This is a genomic window from Arthrobacter sp. SAFR-044, from assembly GCF_059414985.1.
In genome coordinates, this window is sequence record NZ_JBPFDN010000005.1 from 281,993 (window position 1) to 301,029 (window position 19,037).

Annotated in this window: 16 protein-coding genes; 7 read left to right on the forward strand and 9 right to left on the reverse strand. The window is 66.0% G+C overall.

The genetic code is table 11. The features are described 5' to 3' along the window. Positions 1-48 precede the first annotated feature (48 nt). The 3 genes from tpiA (at position 49) to ACR65J_RS10470 (ending at position 1,702) form a co-directional block, all read left to right on the forward strand. A complete protein-coding gene (gene tpiA, locus ACR65J_RS10460) occupies positions 49-864 on the forward strand; it encodes a triose-phosphate isomerase (protein ID WP_440168395.1) in 816 nt (271 codons plus the stop codon). A gap of 47 nt (positions 865-911) precedes the next feature. Next, positions 912-1,169: a preprotein translocase subunit SecG gene (gene secG, locus ACR65J_RS10465; protein WP_440168397.1), complete on the forward strand. Its 258-nt coding sequence runs from the start codon at positions 912-914 to the stop codon at positions 1,167-1,169. Positions 1,170-1,306: 137 nt separating this feature from the next. After that, on the forward strand, positions 1,307-1,702 hold the full coding sequence (locus ACR65J_RS10470; RefSeq protein WP_440168399.1) for an RNA polymerase-binding protein RbpA: 396 nt from the start codon (positions 1,307-1,309) through the stop codon (positions 1,700-1,702). On the opposite strand, the gene pgl is transcribed toward ACR65J_RS10470, so the two are convergent. From pgl to tkt, 6 genes are read right to left on the reverse strand one after another with little or no spacing between them, the layout of a single operon-like run. Continuing rightward, positions 1,655-2,473 (reverse strand): 6-phosphogluconolactonase, encoded by an 819-nt coding sequence (gene pgl / locus ACR65J_RS10475; RefSeq protein ID WP_440168401.1) that lies wholly within the window; start codon positions 2,471-2,473, stop codon positions 1,655-1,657. The two genes, ACR65J_RS10470 and pgl, sit on opposite strands and share 48 nt — an antisense overlap. Next, a complete protein-coding gene (locus tag ACR65J_RS10480; RefSeq protein WP_440168403.1) occupies positions 2,463-3,404 on the reverse strand; it encodes a glucose-6-phosphate dehydrogenase assembly protein OpcA in 942 nt (313 codons plus the stop codon). Before ACR65J_RS10480 ends, pgl begins: the two co-directional genes overlap by 11 nt. Continuing rightward, positions 3,401-4,960 (reverse strand): glucose-6-phosphate dehydrogenase, encoded by a 1,560-nt coding sequence (gene zwf, locus ACR65J_RS10485; protein ID WP_440168405.1) that lies wholly within the window; start codon positions 4,958-4,960, stop codon positions 3,401-3,403. The genes ACR65J_RS10480 and zwf overlap by 4 nt, the downstream gene beginning before the upstream one ends. A gap of 15 nt (positions 4,961-4,975) precedes the next feature. Beyond that, the gene (locus tag ACR65J_RS10490) at positions 4,976-6,607 is read right to left on the reverse strand and encodes a phosphoglucose isomerase-related protein (protein WP_440168407.1); all 1,632 of its coding nucleotides are present in this window, start codon (positions 6,605-6,607) and stop codon (positions 4,976-4,978) included. A 5-nt stretch (positions 6,608-6,612) separates the two neighbouring features. Next, positions 6,613-7,728, reverse strand: a complete 1,116-nt coding sequence (tal, locus tag ACR65J_RS10495) for a transaldolase (protein ID WP_440168409.1) — start codon at positions 7,726-7,728, stop codon at positions 6,613-6,615. A gap of 26 nt (positions 7,729-7,754) precedes the next feature. Continuing rightward, positions 7,755-9,872, reverse strand: coding sequence for a transketolase (tkt, locus tag ACR65J_RS10500; RefSeq protein ID WP_440168471.1), 2,118 nt, complete (start codon positions 9,870-9,872; stop codon positions 7,755-7,757). A 524-nt stretch (positions 9,873-10,396) separates the two neighbouring features. Here tkt and ACR65J_RS10505 point away from each other — a divergent pair. After that, complete coding sequence (locus ACR65J_RS10505; protein ID WP_440168411.1) at positions 10,397-11,353, forward strand: heme o synthase; 957 nt, start codon at positions 10,397-10,399, stop codon at positions 11,351-11,353. Between the two features lie 227 nt (positions 11,354-11,580). After that, positions 11,581-13,818 carry a SulP family inorganic anion transporter gene (locus ACR65J_RS10510; RefSeq protein ID WP_440168413.1) on the forward strand — a complete coding sequence of 746 codons (2,238 nt, stop codon included), beginning with the start codon at positions 11,581-11,583 and terminating at the stop codon, positions 13,816-13,818. Positions 13,819-13,912: 94 nt separating this feature from the next. Here the strand turns inward: ACR65J_RS10510 and ACR65J_RS10515 are convergent, their stop codons facing one another. The 3 genes from ACR65J_RS10515 to ACR65J_RS10525 are packed head-to-tail and all read right to left on the reverse strand — an operon-like array spanning position 13,913 to position 16,597. Continuing rightward, on the reverse strand, positions 13,913-14,857 hold the full coding sequence (locus ACR65J_RS10515; RefSeq protein ID WP_440168415.1) for a COX15/CtaA family protein: 945 nt from the start codon (positions 14,855-14,857) through the stop codon (positions 13,913-13,915). A gap of 7 nt (positions 14,858-14,864) precedes the next feature. Beyond that, positions 14,865-15,632 (reverse strand): ABC transporter permease, encoded by a 768-nt coding sequence (locus tag ACR65J_RS10520; protein ID WP_440168417.1) that lies wholly within the window; start codon positions 15,630-15,632, stop codon positions 14,865-14,867. Beyond that, positions 15,629-16,597: an ABC transporter ATP-binding protein gene (locus ACR65J_RS10525; protein WP_440168419.1), complete on the reverse strand. Its 969-nt coding sequence runs from the start codon at positions 16,595-16,597 to the stop codon at positions 15,629-15,631. Before ACR65J_RS10525 ends, ACR65J_RS10520 begins: the two co-directional genes overlap by 4 nt. 169 nt (positions 16,598-16,766) lie before the next feature. Between ACR65J_RS10525 and ACR65J_RS10530 the strand changes: the two genes are divergently transcribed. Together ACR65J_RS10530 and sufB are read left to right on the forward strand one after the other, a co-directional pair. Beyond that, positions 16,767-17,573: a helix-turn-helix transcriptional regulator gene (locus ACR65J_RS10530; protein WP_440168421.1), complete on the forward strand. Its 807-nt coding sequence runs from the start codon at positions 16,767-16,769 to the stop codon at positions 17,571-17,573. Next, positions 17,573-19,036: a Fe-S cluster assembly protein SufB gene (gene sufB / locus ACR65J_RS10535; protein WP_440168423.1), complete on the forward strand. Its 1,464-nt coding sequence runs from the start codon at positions 17,573-17,575 to the stop codon at positions 19,034-19,036. Before ACR65J_RS10530 ends, sufB begins: the two co-directional genes overlap by 1 nt. The last annotated feature ends 1 nt before the right edge of the window (position 19,037 follow it).

Sequence of the window (19,037 nt, forward strand, 5' to 3'; positions counted from 1 at the left end):
GCGGCAACCTGCCGGCCGAACACATATCAAGAACTTTTTGGAGATTACGTGACTACGTCAACGAACGGCGCTTTCGACCGCAAGCCCTTCATCGCGGGCAACTGGAAAATGAACATGGACCACGTGCAGGGCATTACCCTCCTGCAGAAACTCGCCTGGACGCTGTCCGACGCCAAGCATGACTACAACCGCGTAGAGGTTGCCGTCTTCCCGCCGTTTACGGACCTCCGCGGCGTGCAGACCCTGGTCCAGGGTGATGACCTGCACATCGCCTACGGTGGCCAGGACCTCTCGCAGTTCGATTCAGGCGCCTATACCGGTGACATTTCCGGGCAGTTCCTGAACAAGCTCGGATGCGCCTACGTCCTGGTGGGCCACAGCGAACGCCGCACCATCCACAATGAGTCCGACGACGTCCTCAACGCCAAGGTCAAAGCCGCCTTCAAGCACGGCGTCACCCCCGTCCTCTGCGTGGGCGAAGGACTGGAGATCCGCCAGGCGGGGACCCATGTGGAGCACACGCTGCAGCAGCTCCGCGCCGGCGTGGCGGGCCTGACCAACGAACAGGCAGCCGAACTGGTTGTTGCGTACGAACCCGTCTGGGCCATCGGCACCGGCGAAGTAGCCGGACCCGAAGACGCGCAGGAGATGTGCGCTGCCATCCGCGCCGAGCTCCAGAACCTTTTCGGCGCCGACGTGGCAGCCAAAACCCGCCTGCTGTACGGCGGCTCGGTCAAGGCCAACAATGCCGCGGCCATCCTGCAGGAGCCGGATGTGGACGGCGTCCTGGTGGGCGGCGCCAGCCTTGACCCGGCCGAGTTTGCTAATATTGTCAGGTTCGAGAGCCACCTGGTCACGGACTAGTCCGTCACCGGTACAAACTCCCGCATTTCCAACTTCGAAAGGCCGTCGTGGACGTTCTTCATGTCATTCTGCAGATCCTCCTGGGCATCACCAGCCTCCTGCTGACGCTGCTGATCCTCCTCCACAAGGGACGCGGGGGCGGTCTGTCCGACATGTTTGGCGGCGGCATGAGCTCAGGGCTCAGCTCCTCAGGCGTGGCAGAACGCAACCTGAACCGCTTCACCATCGTCCTGGGCGTCACCTGGGGCGTCGTGATCATCGCACTTGGCCTGATCATGCGGTTCAGCGGTGCCGGCGACTCCTAAAGGATCCGCCGGATAGGGTCCTGTGGCACTCCCGCCGCCCTGCCCGGGCATCTAAACTGTGGCTGTCGGTTCACCCGGCAGCCACAGTTTTGTTTAAGCTGCAGGGCTACGGCGTCCGCTTCGAGGCAGGAGTTGTCATGGTCCATCCAGCATCAGGCTTTCGGGGCACCCGTGCCGGGGTTGTCGCGGGCTCAGGGTCGAGCCTGCAGGACAATGACCCGTCGTCGCGGCCACTGCCGCGGATCAGGGTGTCCTACTGGTGTGCCAAGGGCCATGAGACCCAGCCCGTGTTCCTGAAGATGCCTGAGGACCAGATTCCCCAGACATGGGACTGCCGGCGGTGCGGTGCGCCCGCTTCCCGCGACGGCCAGGCGGCGGCGCCGGATGACCCGTTCGACGACGGCTACAAGACCCATCTGGAATACGTTAAAGAACGGCGCTCCGGCCAGGACGCCGAAGACGTCCTGGCCGGAGCGCTAGAAAAGCTACGCGCCCGCGGCGTCCTTCCGGACCAGCTGCTCGGGGACACGTGACGCTGCATTCTCGTCGATCAGCCACAGGGTACGGGAGGTTCCCCGGGGGCCGGACGCAGGTACCTGCACCGGATTGGCCCCGGCCAGGGCGAGTCCTACTGCTCCGGCCTTGTCTTCGCCTGCCACAACCATCCAGACCTCGGCGGCCGTGTTGATGGCAGGCAGGGTCAGGGAGATCCGAAGCGGGGGCGGCTTGGGGGAGTTCCGGACACCAACGACAGTCCGCTCCTTCTCCCGGATACCGGCCTGCTCGGGGAACAGGGAAGCAATGTGTGCGTCAGGACCCACCCCGAGCAGCACCACATCCAGGCGCGGGAGCGAGGACGGCTCGTCCGGCCTGTCGTCGGACATGTCAGCCGCGTGCTCGGCTGCCGCGGCGTCCCGCAGCTGGCGTGCGTAGTCCTCAGCCGCTTCTTCGGCCGTGCCGAACTCGTCCGAAGAACCGGGCGAGTGGACCCGTTCCGGGTCCACCGCAATATGCGAAAGCAACGCATCGAACGCCTGCTTGGTGTTGCGTTCCGGGTCAGCGGAACCAACAAAGCGTTCGTCACCCCACCAGAAGTTGACCTTGGACCAGTCGACGGCGGGCGCCGCCGGAGAGTCTGCCACAGCCTTCAGCGTGCCGATCCCCACCGTTCCCCCGGTGAGCACCACGGTGGCTTCGCCGTACTTGTCCTGGACATCAACGAGCTTGGTGATCAGGCGTGCCGCTATGGCGGCCATGAGGACGGACGAATCAGGATGGATGCTTACTCGTGGGTCAACGCTCACTGGGCCGGACACTCCTTAGATTGGTACGTGGCAGTCCAATAGTAATCACTTCACCAAATACTTCGTCGGGGTCCAGGCGGCGCAGTTCTTCGGCGAGGCAGTCACGGAGGCTGCGGCGTGGAAGGGAGATCCGTTGGGCGGGTTGGCCTGGTTGGGTGAGTTCAGCGATGGAGAGACCCGGCCGGAAGAGCTGGACGTCGCCGCCGGGACGGGTCAGCCGGACTCGGCGAATGCCGGTTCCCGCGGGGTCCGCGACGATGGTGACGGGCGCGTCCAGCGTCAGGGTGAGCCAGGCGGCGAGCAGGATGGTCGAGGGTGAGTCCGAGGCCCCTTCGACGGCGACGGCGGTCACGGGCGAGGAGTCCACTTCGTCCAGGGCTGCTGCGAGCTGGATCCGCCAGTTGGTGAGGCGGGTCCAGGCGAGGTCCGTGTCACCGGCCTTATAGGTCCGGTGGATCCGTTCCAGGGCGGCTTGGGGGTCGGGTTCGTTCGCGGAATCCGTGATGCGGCGGTGCGCGATCGCACCGATGGAGGTTTCGCACGCGTTCTCGGGAGCGCCATGCGGCCACCAGGCCACGATCGGGGCGTCCGGCAGCAGCAGCGCAGCCACCAGGGACTCGGACTCGTGCGCGAGCTGCCCGTAGCCGCGCAGCACAATCACCTCGGACGCACCGGCGTCCCCGCCCACCCGGATCTGCGCGTCCAGCCGGTCCTGCGCGTCCTTCCCCGCGTCGGCAAGCACGATGATCCGGCAGGGGTGTTCCCGCGAGGCGTCGTTCGCGGCCTCGATCGCTTCCTCCTCAAGGCCGGACTTGGTCACCACCACAAGGGTCAGGACCCGGCCCAGGGCAATCACGCCGCCCTGCTCGCGCAGGGACATGAGTTTCTTGGACACCTTCGAGGTGGTGGTATCGGGCAGGTTAACGATCATGGCCTTCTCCAGGTTCGTCCGTCACGGGCCAGCAGCTCATCAGCAGAGGCCGGCCCCCAGGAGCCGGGGGCGTAGGGCTCGGGCTGCTCGTCCAGGGTTGCCCAGTATTCCTCGAACGGATCAAGGATCTTCCAGGACAGTTCCACTTCCTCGTGCCGCGGGAACAGCGGCGGCTCACCGAGCAGCACGTCCAGGATCAGCCGCTCATACGCTTCCGGGGAGGACTCGGTGAACGAGTGCCCGTAGCCGAAGTCCATCGTTACATCGCGGACTTCCATCTGGGTACCGGGGACCTTGGACCCGAAACGGATGGTCACTCCCTCGTCCGGCTGGACCCGGATGACCACCGCGTTCTGCCCGAAGTCGTCCTCGGCATGGTCGCGGAAGAGCAGGTTCGGGGCGCGCTTGAATACCACCGCGATCTCCGTCACCCGCCGGCCCAGGCGCTTGCCCGCGCGCAGGTAGAACGGAACCCCTGACCAGCGGCGGGTATGGATGTCCACCCGGACCGCGGCATAGGTTTCCGTGGTGGAATCGGCAGGGATGCCTTCTTCCTCCAGGTACCCCTGGACCTGCTCCCCGCCCTGCCAGCCGCCGGTGAACTGCCCCCGCGCCGAATGCGTGGACAGGTCCTCCGGGAGCTTGACCGCGGCCAGGACCTTTTCCTTCTCCGCCCGCAGGTCATCGGCGTTGAACGAGATCGGTTCCTCCATCGCCGTGAGCGCCAGCAGCTGCAAAAGGTGGTTCTGGATCACATCCCGGGCCGCGCCCACGCCGTCGTAATACCCAGCCCGGCCGCCGGTGCCGATGTCCTCGGCCATAGTGATCTGGACATGGTCCACGTAGTTCGCGTTCCACAACGGTTCGAACAACTGGTTCGCGAAGCGCAGCGCCAGGATGTTCTGTACCGTTTCCTTGCCCAGGTAATGGTCGATCCTGAACACCGCGTCCGGCGGGAACACCGACTCGACAATGTTGTTCAACTGCCGGGCCGATTCCAGGTCATGACCGAACGGCTTCTCGATCACCACCCGCCGCCACTTATCTCCGTCCGCCTGGGCCAGGCCATGCTTGGAGAGCTGCCGGCAGACCTGCTCGAACGCCTTCGGCGGGATGGACAGGTAGAACGCGTGGTTCCCGCGGGTGCCCCGGACATCGTCGAGTTCCTTGATCGTCTCGCCGAGCCGCTCAAAGGCCGCGTCGTCGTCGAACTCGCCCTGGACAAACCGGATGCCCTCGGACAGCTGGTTCCAGACCGCCTCATCAAACGGCGTCCGGGCGTGGGCCTGCACCGAGGCCTTCACCTCCGCGGCGAAGTCCTCCTTGTCCCACTCCCGGCGGGCAAACCCGACCAAGGCGAAACTGGGCGGCAACAGGCCACGGTTGGCGAGGTCGTACACCGCCGGCATCAGCTTCTTCCGGGCAAGGTCCCCCGTGACCCCGAACAACACAAGCGACGACGGACCGGCGATCCGGTTCAAACGGCGGTCACGCGGGTCGCGCAACGGATTACGCCCGCGGCCCGCGCCCTTCCTGCCGTATTCAGTTTCTGGCATGGTTGCTTCTGCGCCTTAGCTTTCGGTTGCGGATGCGCGGGTGGACAGCGCAGCAACAACGTCCTGCAGCTGGGCCACGCCGGCGGCACGGTCGGTGAGGTGGAGGCGCAGCACAGGACGGCCATGTTCACCCAGGACCTGGGCGTCGCCTGCTGCCTGGGCAGCGATGAGCTCACCAAAGGTGAACGGCCGGTCCGGGATGCCGAGGTCTTCCGCGGGAGCGGCAGTTACTTGGAGGAACACGCCGATGGCGGGGCCGCCCTTGTGGAACTGCCCGGTGGAGTGGAGGAAGCGGGGACCCCAGCCGAATGTGACCGGACGGCCGGTGGCAGCGGCCAGTTCGTCGCGGATCCCCTCGAGGCCGGCAAAGGCCAACCGGTCGAAGTATGCCTGGACGCTCAGGTAGCTGTCGGAAGCCAAGGTACCCAGCAGCGCCTTGACCGCGCCCTCAGCGGTCGCAGCATCGCCAAGCCAGTCGCCGCCGCGCACCTCGATGGCACCGTCAACGAATGCCGCCGGCGTGGGCTCCGGCTGGGCGTCCAGCAGTCCGCGTGCCGCCACTTTGGCGGCTTCGACGTCGGGCTGGTCGAAGGGGTTGATCCCCAGCAGGCGGCCGGCAACGGCGGTGGCGAACTCCCACACCATCATTTGGGTGGCAAGGCCGCCTGCGATGGCCACCTGGTTTTCGCCTAGCTCAACATCGGCATCCGCTGCCACGAGCCGAACCACCAGCACATCGGGGGCGCCGGATGTTACCTCCGGGGCCTGCGGACCTGCGACGACCGGCAGGACGCCCGTGCCCAGCTTGCCGGTGGATTCGGCGATGAGCTGTTCAGCCCAGTCGGCGAAGCCAACGATGCCGGAGCCGTCCTCGACGATGACGATCTTGTTCCGCAGCGGGGTGGTCCCGCCCAGCGCCGCGCCCAGCGCGAGCCCGATGTTTTCCGGGGCGTCATCGTTGAGGATCTCGGCAGCTTCCTCGGCTTCGTCCAGGAACGCCTGGATATCCACACCCGCCAGGCCGGAGGGAACCAAGCCGAACGCGGTCAGGGCCGAGTAGCGCCCGCCGACGTTGGGGTCTGCGTTGAACACTGCGCGGTAGCCGGCTTCGCGGGAAGCCTTATCCAGCGGTGAACCCGGGTCGGTCACGATGATGATCCGGCTCTTTGCATCCACGCCGGCCTCGGTGAAGGCCTGCTCGAAGATTCGCCGCTGGGAGTCCGTTTCCAGGGTTGAGCCTGATTTGGACGAGACCACAATGGCCGTGGCGGCCAGGCGGTCCGCGAGGGCAGCACGGACCTGGTCCGGGTCCGTGCTGTCCAGCACTGTCAGCTCGACGCCGGCCGTTCCCGCGATGACTTCGGGAGCCAGCGAGGATCCGCCCATGCCGCAGAGCACGATCCTGCTGACGCCTTCGGCGCGCAGCGAGTCACGGAGTTCAAGGATGTCCTTGACCAAGGGCTGCGAGACCGTTGCGGCCTCCACCCAGCCCAAGCGGACTGCGGACTCGGATTCGGCGTCCGGACCCCACAGGGTGTGGTCCTTGGCGAAGAGCCGGGTGGCAATCCGGTCTTCGACGAGGGCGGGAAGGTGCTGTTCAAGCGCCTGCTGGGCAGCGCCAGTGGCGTCGTAGCTGAGAGTGCTCATGGGTGTTAGGAAGCCTTCCGTGCAGAGGCGAGGGCACCTTCGACGTCGGCCAGCAGTTCCTTCCAGCTGGCCACGAACTTGTCCAGGCCTTCGGTTTCAAGGAGCGCGACGACCTCGTTGTAGGAGACACCGAGGTTTTCCAGGGCGTCGAGCGTTGCGTTCGCCTCATCATAGGTGCCGGTGACGGTGTCACCGGTGACCACGCCGTGGTCGAAGGTGGCGTCCAGCGTCTTTTCCGGCATGGTGTTCACGACGCCGGGGGCCACGAGTTCGGTGACGTACAGGGTGTCCGGGTACGCCGGGTCCTTCACTCCGGTGGAGGCCCACAGGGGGCGCTGGGGGAGTGCGCCGGCGTCAGCCAGCAGGGCCCAGCGCTCGGTGGCGAAGAGTTCCTCGTAGACCTGGTAGGCCAGGCGGGCGTTGGCCACGCCGGCCTTGCCCTTGAGGGCTTTGGCTTCGTCGGTGCCAATCTTGTCAAGGCGCTTGTCGATCTCGGTGTCCACGCGGGAAACGAAGAAGGACGCAACGGAGTGGATCTTCGCGAGGTCGTGGCCCTTTTCCTTGGCCTGCTCCAGGCCGGACTGGAAGGCGTTGATGACTGCGCGGTAGCGCTCAAGGGAGAAGATCAGGGTGACGTTGACGCTGATGCCCTCGGCCAGGGTAGCCGTGATGGCTTCGAGGCCTTCGAGCGTCGCCGGGATCTTGATGTGGACGTTGTCCTTGTTGACGCGCTGGTGGAGGTGCTTGGCCTCGGCGATGGTTCCTGCGGTGTCCCAGGCCAGGCGCGGGTCGACCTCGATGGAGACGCGGCCGTCGACGCCCCTGGTAGCGGCAGCGACCGGGGCGAACAGGTCGCAGGCGTCGGCGACGTCGGTGGTGGTGATCTCGAAGATCGTGTCCTCGACGCTGGCGCCTTCGGCTGCCTTTCCGGCGATGATGTGGTCGTAGTCGGTGCCGGATGTGATGGCGGCGTGGAAGATGGACGGGTTGGTGGTCACACCAACCACATTCTTCTCTTCGATGAGCTTGCGGAGGGTGCCGGTCTGGAGGCGTCCGCGGGAGAGGTCGTCGAGCCAGATGGAGACTCCGGCGTCGGAGAGCTGCTGGGTGGGAGTAGTCATTGTTGTATCTCCTAAAAGTTTAGGTTTCAGGCCTGCAGGCTGGAGAGGGAGTCCTTGGCGGCGGCGGCAACTGCTTCTGCCGTGATGCCGAACTCCTGGAAGAGGCGCTTGTAGTCTGCGGAAGCACCGTAGTGCTCAAGGCTGACGGACCGGCCGGCGTCGCCGACGAATTCACGCCAGCCCAGGGCCAGTCCGGCTTCAACCGACACACGCGCCTTGACGGCGGCGGGCAGGACGGACTCGCGGTAGGCGGCGTCCTGTTTCTTGAACCACTCGACGCAGGGCATGGACACCACGCGGGCGGCGATGCCGTCGGCCTGGAGGGCCTCGCGGGCCTGGACGGCCAGCTGGACCTCGGAGCCGGTGGCAATGAGGATCACGTCAGCAGGGACCGTGGCGCCGTCCTTCGAAGCCTCAGCCAGGACGTAGCCGCCCTTTGCCACACCTGCCGTGGACGCGAAGGTGTCACCGTCGGCGTCACCCGCACCGCGTTCCCAGGTGGGGATGTTCTGGCGGGTCAGCACGATGCCTGCAGGGTTGGCGTGGTTCTCCAGCATGGCCTTCCAGGCCGCTGCCACTTCGTTGGCGTCGCCGGGGCGAACCACGTCCAGGCCCACGATGGCACGCAGCGAGGCCAGCTGCTCCACGGGCTGGTGGGTGGGGCCGTCCTCGCCCAGGCCGATGGAGTCGTGCGTCCAGACGTACAGCGACGGCACACCCATCAGGGCGCCGAGGCGGATGGCAGGGCGCTGGTAGTCACTGAAGATCAGGAAGGTTCCGGAGAACGCGCGGGTGTTGCCCGCCAGGCTGATGCCGTTCACGATCGACGCTGCGGCGTGCTCGCGGATGCCGAAGTGCAGCACCCGGCCGTACGGGTTGCCCGACCAGGCTCCGGTCTGCTTGGAGGCAGGCACGAACGACGGGGAACCTTCGATGGTGGTGTTGTTGGACTCCGCAAGGTCGGCGGAGCCGCCCCAAAGCTCGGGCAGGACCGGGCCCAGGGCGTTGAGGACCTTGCCGGAAGCTGCCCTGGTGGAGACATCCTTGCCGGCCGGGAAGACGGGAAGGGCGGCGTCAATGCCTTCGGGAAGCTCCTGCGCCTCGATGCGCTCGAGGAGCCCGGCGCCCTCGGGGTTGGCTTCGCGCCAGGCGTTGAAGGACTCCTCCCATGCCTTGTGCTCTGCAGCGCCGCGTTCCACCACTGCGCGTGCGTGGTCCAGGACTTCCTGGTCCACCTCGAAGGACTTGGCGGGGTCGAAGCCCAGGACCTCCTTCAGTGCGGCGACCTCGTCGGCGCCGAGGGCGGAACCGTGGATCTTGCCGGTGTTCTGCTTCTTGGGGGCCGGGTAGCCGATGATGGTGCGCAGCGAAATGATGGACGGCTTGGAGGTTTCGGCCTTGGCGGCGAGCAGGGCGCTGTAGAGCTCCTGGACGTCTTCCTTGTATTCGCCGGTCCGGGTCCAGTCCACACGCTGGGTGTGCCAGCCGTAGGCCTCGTAACGCTTCAGGACATCCTCGGTGAACGAGATGTCAGTGTCGTCCTCGATGGAGATGTGGTTCTCGTCGTAGATGACCACGAGGTTGCCCAGTTCCTGATGCCCGGCAAGGGAGGAAGCCTCGGCCGTGACACCTTCCTGGAGGTCGCCGTCGGAGGCGATGACCCAGATGGTGTGGTCAAACGGCGATTCGCCGGCGGGAGCATCGGCGTCGAACAGGCCGCGCTGGCGGCGCTGGGAGTAGGCAAAGCCCACTGAGGACGCCAGGCCCTGCCCAAGCGGGCCGGTGGTGATTTCCACGCCGGCGGTGTGCTTGTACTCAGGGTGCCCCGGGGTCAGCGAACCCCAGGTGCGCAGCGCCTCCAGGTCCTTCAGTTCCAGGCCGTAACCGGACAGGAACAGCTGGATGTAAAGGGTCAGGGAGGTGTGGCCGGGGGACAAAATGAACCGGTCACGGCCAAGCCACTGCGGGTCGCGCGGGTCGTGGCGCATCAGCTTCTGGAAGAGAAGGTATGCGGCCGGGGCCAGGCTCATGGCGGTTCCCGGGTGTCCGTTGCCCACCTTCTCCACGGCGTCCGCGGCCAGGATGCGGATGGTGTCTACAGCCTTCTGGTCCAAGCTGGTCCATGACAGTTCTTGCTCTTCCAAATGTGGCACGAAAACCGGGCCCCTCTCTGTGCTGATGGCGGCGGTACACCGGATCCGGCCAAGGGCGCGCTGTTTGGCGCCCGCTGCGGTGTGTACCAGCCGTTCACCATCGAAACGTTGATCCTTGCATTCAGTCACGGACAGCAAGCGGGAATGCGTTTTCCACCGCTTTCCTGCTGCGTGCTGATCTGGTGACAGCTTAGCCCGTATCCATACTGCGGGCGGCGCAAATCTCACGTTTTGGACGCAATTTCCCCTATTGTGAATCACCATCTCAAGAGGTTGAGTTAATCTGCTCGAATAGGCCCGCGAGCAATCAATTGCGCATATTGCAGGGCAGGGAGCGGGCCTGCGGCGCGGTATGATATTTGGAGGCCAACGCCGGGTGCGCATCCCCATCGCCGCCCGGGGTGTCCCGGCTGTTGCACGCACCTGAAGCGTTTCCTTCTTCCTTGAGTGCCGTGCCCGGGTCCGGGCCGCACGACCGGAGCTGCCCTGCCAGCCTCAACTGCCACACAGAACGGGTGACTGCCACCGTGAGCACAACAGATACGCCGCTGAACGCATCCCGGGCCTCCGGCGCCGGATTTGCCCGTAAGGCCAAGGCGTATCTCGCCCTCACCAAGCCGCGCGTGATCGAACTGCTCCTGGTAAGCACGTTGCCCACCATGATCTACGCCGAGCGGGGCTTTCCTTCCATTGGACTGATCCTTGCCACGCTGGTGGGCGGTGCCTTTGCTGCCGGCAGTGCCGGAGCCTTCAACTGCTACATCGACCGGGACATCGACAAACTGATGCACCGGACGGAAAACAGGCCGCTGGTCACCGGGGAAGTCACCCCGCGGGAAGCCCTGGTCTTTTCCTGGCTGCTGGGCGCGGCTGCCATCGTGATCCTCTGGTTCGGAGCCAATCCGCTCTCTGCCTGGCTGGGCCTGGGCGCCATCTTCTTCTACGTGGTCATCTACACCATGATCCTCAAGCGCCGCACGGCACAGAACATCGTGTGGGGCGGCGCCGCAGGCTGCTTCCCCGTGCTGATCGCGTGGGCTGCCGTGACCAACTCGGTGGAGTGGCCCGCCGTCATCCTGTTCATGGTGATCTTCCTCTGGACGCCGCCGCACTATTGGCCCCTGTCCATGCGCTACGGCGAGGACTACCGCAACGCCAACGTCCCAATGCTCGGGGCCATCGCCGGGGCCAAGGTCGTCTCTGTCCAGGTGGTGCTGTACGCCTGGGCCATGGTGGCCTCCTCCTTGCTCATGATCCCGGCCGGCGGGGCAGGCTGGGTGTATACGGTGACGGCGGTCGTCGCGGGCGCCTGGTTCCTCTATGAATCCCACGCGCTGTACTCCCGCGCCCACCGCGAGGATATTTCCGACAAGCGCGCCATGAAGGTGTTCCACGGTTCCATCAGCTACCTGACGCTGCTGTTTATCGCCCTCGCGGTGGACCCGTTTGTTGGACAGGCCATTACCGGATAGCCGGGTCCGAGTAAGCAATGGCGGCCCCACGTCACCTGGGGGCCGCCATTGCTCGTTAAAAGGCGCTAATGGGGCCCGGCTTGTTGGCCGAAAGCGCCGTCGACCCTCGATTTTGTTGCCCTTGCGAACGATATGACATATTTGTCATATCTATCACTTTCGATGTCATTTGCCGTGAATGCCTGCTTAGGGTGGGGCGGACCCTTCCCCCGAACAAAGGAAGATCCATGGAAGCCCGTCCCACCGCCGTCCCCGCCCCCAGCCACAGCCCGCCAGGTGGGAGCGGCGATCGCTTCAAGTTCCGCAGGCCCCGGTTCCTCGCCCGCCCGGCCGCCAACGTGCCGGCATCGTTGGTGGTGTTCCTGGTGGCACTCCCGCTCTCGCTCGGGATTGCAGCCGCCTCCGGCGCGCCGATCATGGCGGGACTCATCGCCGCAGCCATTGGCGGCATCGTGGCCGGAAGCCTCGGCGGCTCACCCCTGCAGGTGAGTGGACCGGCAGCCGGGCTGACCGTCGTCGTGGCCGGCCTGGTCCAGGAGTTTGGCTGGCAGGTTACGTGTGCCATCACCGCGGCAGCCGGCGTCGTCCAGCTCCTGCTGGGCATCAGCCGCGTGGGCCGGGCCGCCCTGGCCGTTTCGCCGGTAGTGGTCAAGGCCATGCTCGCCGGGATCGGCGTCACCATTATCCTGCAGCAACTGCAGGTGATCCTCGGATCCCGCCCGGCAGGATCCGCCCTCGAGAACCTCGCCGCACTGCCGGCGGCTATTACCAACCTCGAACTGCACGCTGCCCTGCTGGGGCTGGCCGTCGTGGCGATCCTGCTGTGCTGGAAGTTCCTGCCCGGCTTTGTGCGGCGGATTCCCGGGCCCTTGGCCGCCGTCGCGGCAGGAACCGCCCTTGCCGTGGCCTTTGCGCCCGGCGTTGAACGCATCTCCCTCGATGGTTCGATCTTCGACGCCATCGCCCTGCCGCAGCTCCCCGACGGAAACTGGCGCGCCTTCGCGTTCGCCGTCATGACCATGGCCCTGATTGCCAGCATTGAATCCCTTCTATCCGCGGTGGCCGTGGACAAGATGCAAACCGGTCCACGGACAGACCTCAACAGGGAGCTCATTGGCCAGGGCACGGCAAACATCATCTCCGGCTCGCTGGGCGGCCTGCCCGTGACGGGGGTGATCGTGCGCAGCGCCACCAATGTGGAAGCCGGCGCGGCCACCCGCATGTCCGCGGTGCTGCATGGCGTTTGGATCCTTGCGTTCTCAGCCCTTTTCGGCGGCCTGATCCAGCTGATCCCGCTGGCCGTCCTGGCGGGCCTGCTGGTGGTGATCGGTGCCCGGCTGGTAAAAGTGGCGGACATCCGCACCAGCCTGCGGACCGGGGACCTGCCGGTCTATGCCGTAACCCTGGCCTGCGTGGTGTTCCTGAACCTGCTCGAGGGCGTCATGATCGGCCTCGCCCTCGCCGCCGCCAACGTGCTCTGGCGCGTCCTGCGGGCACAGATCCATGCGCATCCGCCGGCGGCGCCGTCGTCGCCATGGCGTGTGACCGTCGCCGGTTCCTGCAGCTTCTTCGCGCTGCCAAAGCTCAACCCCGTCCTCCAGGTTGTACCGGCCGGCAGGGATGTGGTGGTGGAGCTGAACGCTGACTACGTTGACCACTCATTCCGCGAAGCCCTGCTCGCCTGGCAACTCCAGCACCAGGCCACCGGCGGCGCCGTGAGCATTGAGGAGCACGGCAACACCGTTTTCCAGGATGCCGGACACCAGGCGCCAAGGCGGGAGGAAGCCGCCGAACTGCCGCTCCCGCCCCGGAAGGCACCGCTGCTGGCGGGCATCAACAAATACCACCGCCGGTTTGCCCACCAGGTCCGCCCGCTGGGGAATGATTTGACGGAAGGCCAGAATCCCGACAGCCTGTTCGTCGCCTGTGTCGATTCCCGCGTCAACCCGAATCTGATCACCAGCAGTGGTCCCGGTGATCTGCTCACGCTGCGGAACATCGGCAACGTGGTGTGCAGCCACGGGCGGGACGCCTCGATCGATTCGGCCCTGTCATTTGCCGTCACCGGCCTTGGCGTGCATTCCCTGGTCATTTGCGGACACTCCAACTGCGGTGCCATGAAGGCGCTGCTTGCGGAAGCCGACGGCGGGGACAACAGTTCCCTGGGCCCGGCATTTAAGCTGTGGCTGGACCATGCACGGCCCAGCTATGCCGCACTGCTGGCAGGGCACCCGGTGGGCAGGCAGGCCGCAGCAGCGGGCTACGGCACCCTTGACCAGCTCTCACTGGTTAATGTAGCGGTGCAGTTGGCCAAGCTGCAGGACCACCCGGTGGCCGGCCCTGCCCTTGCCGGCGGAAGGGTGCAGGCCACTGGACTCTTCTACGACATTGCGACGGCCCGGGTCGTCCAGGTCTCCGCCGACGGCATCAAGACCCTGGATCCTGCGTTCGACCCCGCGCGCTAGGGCAGCGCCCTCGCAGCAGGCCGCTAGCCAGCCGCCTTAAACGCGCCAGGCGCCCCGGTCCCGGGAAGGGACGGGGGCGCCTGCGGGCCTCGGCCTATTTCACCCTGCTGGACCGCGCGATGTCCCAGGCATTCGTCGATGCTGCCATGAGCAGCGCCGCGCCGAGCATGTGCGCTGCCACCAGCAACGCGGGGATGCCGTTGTAGTACTGCGTGAACCCGATGATGGCCTGGAGGATGGTGACGCCCAGGAGCATCAGGACGGCTGTCCGGAAGGGGCCGGTGATATGGCGCCGGATGACCAGCACCAGCGCCACCACGGTTCCGGCGGTGACCAGGTACGCCGGCACCGCGTGGATGTGGGAGAACAGGTCCCAGTCGAGGTCATTGCGGGGAGCGTCGGCGTCACCCGCGTGCGGACCCGCACCCGTGACCACCACGCCGAGCATGACTGCCACTGCGGAGAAAAGGGCGACGGCGGCCGTCACCGGGCGCAGCACGGCGGGCAGTTCCGCGGGGCGGCCGGCGGGGAAGCGGCCGGTCCGGCCGAAGGCGCGGTTCACCAGCAGGGTGGCGAACACCACCAGGGCCATCGACACCAGGAAGTGCAGGCCCACCACCCACGGGTTGAGGTTGGTAAGCACGGTGACGCCGCCGATGACAGCCTGTGCGGGGATGCTGGCGAGCAGCCCGAGGGCCAACAGGAAGAGGTCCTTGCGTTCCTTCCGCAGGTTCCACAAATAGACCAGCATGAGCACGGCCACGGCGGCCAGGGCGAAGGTCAGGAGCCGGTTGCCGAACTCGATGAAGCCGTGGATACCCATCGCAGGGGTGTTCACCAGGGAGTCTGACGTGCAGCGGGGCCAGGTGGGGCAGCCGAGGCCCGAGGCGGTGAGGCGGACAGCCCCGCCCGTGACCACCAAAAGCGTCTGGCCGATCAGGGAGGCGACGGCAAGGCGGCGGATGCGGACGTCCACCGTGCGGGGAAGCCGCGACGCCAGGCGGCCGGCGAACTGGGGAAGGCGTGAAGCCGTGGTCACGATTATCTCAATTCCACTTGAACCAACGGATGGCTGCGGCACCGGCAATGACCGTCCAGAGCAGCAGGATAAGGGCGGCACCGCCGTTCACGGCCCCGCCCAGGAAAGCGGCGCGCATCGATTCACCGAGGGCGCCGGAAGGCAGGAAATGGACAACGGCCTGCGCCGCGGCGGGCAGCCGTTCGGCCGGGATGACGATGCCGCCCATGGCCCCGAGGAGGATCCACAGCAGGTTGGTGATCGCCAGTGTCGCTTCCGGCCGGACGGTTCCGGCCACAAGCAGCCCCAGCGCGGTGAAAGCCGCTGCACCCAGCGCAAGCAGCGCCAGCCCCGGAAGCCAGCCCGCCGCCGTCGGCTGCCACCCCAGTGCCAAGGCAACAAGGCCCACCACCACCACCTGGAGGCACAGGACGGCCAGGACCGAGAGGACCTTGCCGGCGATCAGGCCGCCACGGCCCAGGGGCGTCGTGGACAGGAACCGGAGCACGCCGTAGCGGCGGTCGAAACCGGTGGCGATGCCCTGGCCGGTGAAAGCGGTGGACATGGCGCAGAGGGCAAGGATCCCCGGAACGGCCACGTTGATGCGGCTGGAACCCATGCCGTCCAGGAAGGGCGTCACGGTCAGGCCCACAAGGGCCAGCAGCGGCAACACCACCGCAAGGATCAGCTGTTCGCCGTTCCGCAGCATGGTCAGTGCCTCGTATTTGCCCTGCAGGAGGACGCGGCGCAGCAGGGACGCGGGCTGCTGCACCTCCCGGATCGCTGCGGTACTCATCGGATGTCCTTTCCCGATATGTCCAAAAAGACGTCTTCAAGGCTACGCGCCTGGAGGCTCATCGACGCCGGCATGATGCCTTTCGCTGCCCACCACTGCGCAAGCGCGGAGAGGTGGTGCGGCGTGAGGGCGCCGGTGACGGCGTAGCTGCCGGCGCGGGTTTCAGAGACGTCGACGTCGTCCGGCAGCACGGCAGCCAGGTCCAGCCCGGCGGGTGCCTCGAACACGAGGGTCCGGACGTGCTCGCCGGCGTGGTCTGCCACCGGGCTGCGCCGCAGCAGCTCCTGGACGGTTCCTTCGGCGACGTTGCGGCCGCCGTCGATGATGTACACATAGTCGGCAAGGCGCTGGGCGTCGTCCATGAGGTGCGTGGTCAGGATGATTCCCATGCCGCCGTCACGCAGTTCGGCAATCAGGTCGAACACCAGCTGCCGGGACTGCGGATCCAAGCCGGCACTGGGCTCATCCAGGAAGAGGACTTCGGGCCTGCCGATCAGGGCGGCGGCGAGTGCCAGGCGCTGCTTCTGGCCGCCGGACAGACGCCGGACACTGGTCCGGCTGAAGGTATCGATGCCGAGCCGGCCCACCAGGTCTTCCAGCGGCCAGGGGCGGGCATACAGCCCGGCGATATGCCGCAACAGCGGCAGGGGCCGTGCCGACGGCGGGAGCCCGCCGTCCTGCAGCATCACGCCCACGCGGGAGCGAAGGTCAGCGCCGGCCGTGGCGGGGTCCTGGCCCAGCAGGGAGATGCTGCCGCCGCTGCGTTTCTGCAGTCCTTGGGCACACTCGAGGGTAGTCGTCTTTCCGGCGCCATTCGCGCCCAACAGGGCGGTGACCTGGCCGCGCTCGGCGACGAGGGAGACGCCGCTGACAACCCTGAGCATCTTTCCGTCCAGGCTGGAAAGCGGGCCAACATCCTTGATGAGCCCATGGATGGACAGGACGGGGGACTGGGGGGATCGCACCACAGTATTCTACGGGATGTAGTATTTAGTGCCGTCCGCAGGGCAGCGCCCCGGACGTCAGGCGCCGCAGGCCCGGAAGGGCGCCGGTCATATTCGTGCCGGACCCAAGGTCAGCCTGCCCTTACTGGAGCCCGGGACTAAATTACGACATGATTGTGTTGTGTATTCCATGACCAACGATACTGCTGTGCCCGTGGCCGGCCCCGCGCCCGCGGTATCCAGCCCTGTGGCTGATGCCGACGAGCGAACCCGGGACCGGGTCCTCGCAGCCGTCCTGGAACACGGACCAATCAGTGCGGCCGAGCTGGGGGACATGCTCGGTTTCACCCCTGCCGCAGTCCGCCGCCACCTGGACCACCTGTCGCGTGCCGGCGTCATCGAAGTCAAGCGGGTGGCCAAGCCCGGAGCTGGTGCCGGCCGCCCCGCCCGCCGCTACGTCCTTAGTTCACAGGGCCAGTCGAGCCTGGGCAACGACTACCTGGACATTGCCGCGCTTGCACTGCAGCAGTTGCAGAAAGCCGCGGGCCCGGACGCGGTGCGTGCCTTCGCTGAGGAGCGGTTCGCGGACATGGAACGGCGATATGCACCCGAAATAGAAAAAGCCGGGCCGGACATCCGGGACCGTGCCACAGCACTGTCGGCCGCCCTGAGCCGCGACAACTTCGTGGCGTCCGCAGCCTCCATCGAGGCCAAGGCACCCCTTCCGGCGGCGCTTTCCAGCGTGCAGCTCTGCCAGGGCCACTGCCCCATCCAGCAGCTCGCCACGCGCTTCCCGGTATTCTGCGACGTCGAAACCGAAGTCTTCTCAAGGCTGGTGGGAGTTGACGTACGCAGGCTCTCCACCCTGGCCCGTGGTGGCCATGTCTGCACCACCCACATTCCCACAGGCAGGCTGTCTGCCAGGCCGGCCCTCGCGCCGGAGGCAGCCCCCGCCAGCCTGAATGAAGTAAACAACCATCAGCAAGAAAGGCCGTGATGACGGACCAACTATCAGAGAAAGCAGTCGCCGAAAACACTGTGATCTCGGAGATTCTGGAAAAGAATCCCGAGCTCCACGGCATCGGCACCTACGAGTATGGCTGGGCTGATAAGAACGACGCCGGCGCCAATGCCCGCCGTGGGCTCAACGAAGAGGTAGTCCGGGACATTTCGGCCAAGAAGAGCGAACCCGAATGGATGCTTGACCTGCGCCTCAAGGGCCTGAAGTACTTCGACCGCAAGCCCATGCCCACCTGGGGCGCGGACCTCTCCGGCATCGACTTCGACAACATCAAGTACTTCGTGCGCTCCACCGAGAAGCAGGCCGCCACTTGGGACGACCTGCCCGAGGACATCAAGAACACTTACGACAAGCTGGGCATCCCCGAGGCCGAAAAGCAGCGTCTTGTTTCCGGTGTCGCTGCCCAGTATGAGTCCGAGGTTGTCTACCACCAGCTGCGCGAGGACCTTGAGCGGCAGGGTGTCATCTTCCTGGATACCGACACCGCACTGAAGGAACACCCGGAGATCTTCCAGGAGTACTTCGGCACCGTCATCCCGGTGGGCGACAACAAGTTCGCGTCCCTGAACACCTCCGTCTGGTCCGGCGGCTCCTTCGTGTACGTCCCCAAGGGCGTCCACGTTGACATCCCGCTGCAGGCATACTTCCGCATCAACACCGAGAACATGGGCCAGTTCGAACGGACCCTGATCATCGCCGACGAGGACTCCTACGTCCACTACATCGAAGGCTGCACCGCGCCGATCTACACGTCGGACTCGCTGCACTCCGCCGTGGTGGAAATCATCGTGAAAAAGGGCGCCCGCGTCCGGTACACCACCATCCAGAACTGGTCCAACAACGTGTACAACCTGGTGACCAAGCGTGCCATCTGCGAAGAAGGCGCCACCATGGAATGGGTCGACGGCAACATCGGCTCCAAGGTCACCATGAAGTACCCGGCCGTGTACCTGGTGGGCGAGCACGCCAAGGGCGAGACCCTGTCCATCGCGTTCGCCGGCGAAGGCCAGCACCAGGACACCGGCTCCAAGATGGTGCACATTGCGCCGAACACCAAGAGCTCGATCATCTCCAAGTCCGTGGCCCGCGGCGGCGGACGCGCAGCATACCGCGGCCTGGTCCAGGTCCGTGAAGGCGCCAAGCACTCCGCCAACACCGTCCGCTGTGACGCGCTGCTCGTTGACACCATCAGCCGCTCGGACACCTACCCGTACATCGACATCCGTGAGGACGACGTTGTGATGGGCCATGAGGCGACTGTTTCCCGGGTCAGCGAAGAGCAGCTCTTCTACCTGATGTCCCGCGGCATGCGCGAAGACGAAGCCATGGCGATGATCGTGCGCGGCTTCATCGAGCCGATTGCCCGCGAGCTCCCCATGGAGTACGCACTTGAGCTGAACCGCCTCATTGAACTGCAGATGGAAGGGTCCGTCGGATAAC

Coding starts and splice junctions, on each gene's coding strand:
- ACR65J_RS10470 (WP_440168399.1), top strand. CDS start 1,307: ATGGTCCATCCAGCATCAGGCTTTCGGGGCACCCGTGCCGGGGTTGTC.
- ACR65J_RS10480 (WP_440168403.1), bottom strand. CDS start 3,404: ATGATCGTTAACCTGCCCGATACCACCACCTCGAAGGTGTCCAAGAAA.
- zwf (WP_440168405.1), bottom strand. CDS start 4,960: ATGCCAGAAACTGAATACGGCAGGAAGGGCGCGGGCCGCGGGCGTAAT.
- ACR65J_RS10490 (WP_440168407.1), bottom strand. CDS start 6,607: ATGAGCACTCTCAGCTACGACGCCACTGGCGCTGCCCAGCAGGCGCTT.
- tal (WP_440168409.1), bottom strand. CDS start 7,728: ATGACTACTCCCACCCAGCAGCTCTCCGACGCCGGAGTCTCCATCTGG.
- ACR65J_RS10510 (WP_440168413.1), top strand. CDS start 11,581: ATGGAAGCCCGTCCCACCGCCGTCCCCGCCCCCAGCCACAGCCCGCCA.
- ACR65J_RS10520 (WP_440168417.1), bottom strand. CDS start 15,632: ATGAGTACCGCAGCGATCCGGGAGGTGCAGCAGCCCGCGTCCCTGCTG.
- ACR65J_RS10530 (WP_440168421.1), top strand. CDS start 16,767: ATGACCAACGATACTGCTGTGCCCGTGGCCGGCCCCGCGCCCGCGGTA.
- sufB (WP_440168423.1), top strand. CDS start 17,573: ATGACGGACCAACTATCAGAGAAAGCAGTCGCCGAAAACACTGTGATC.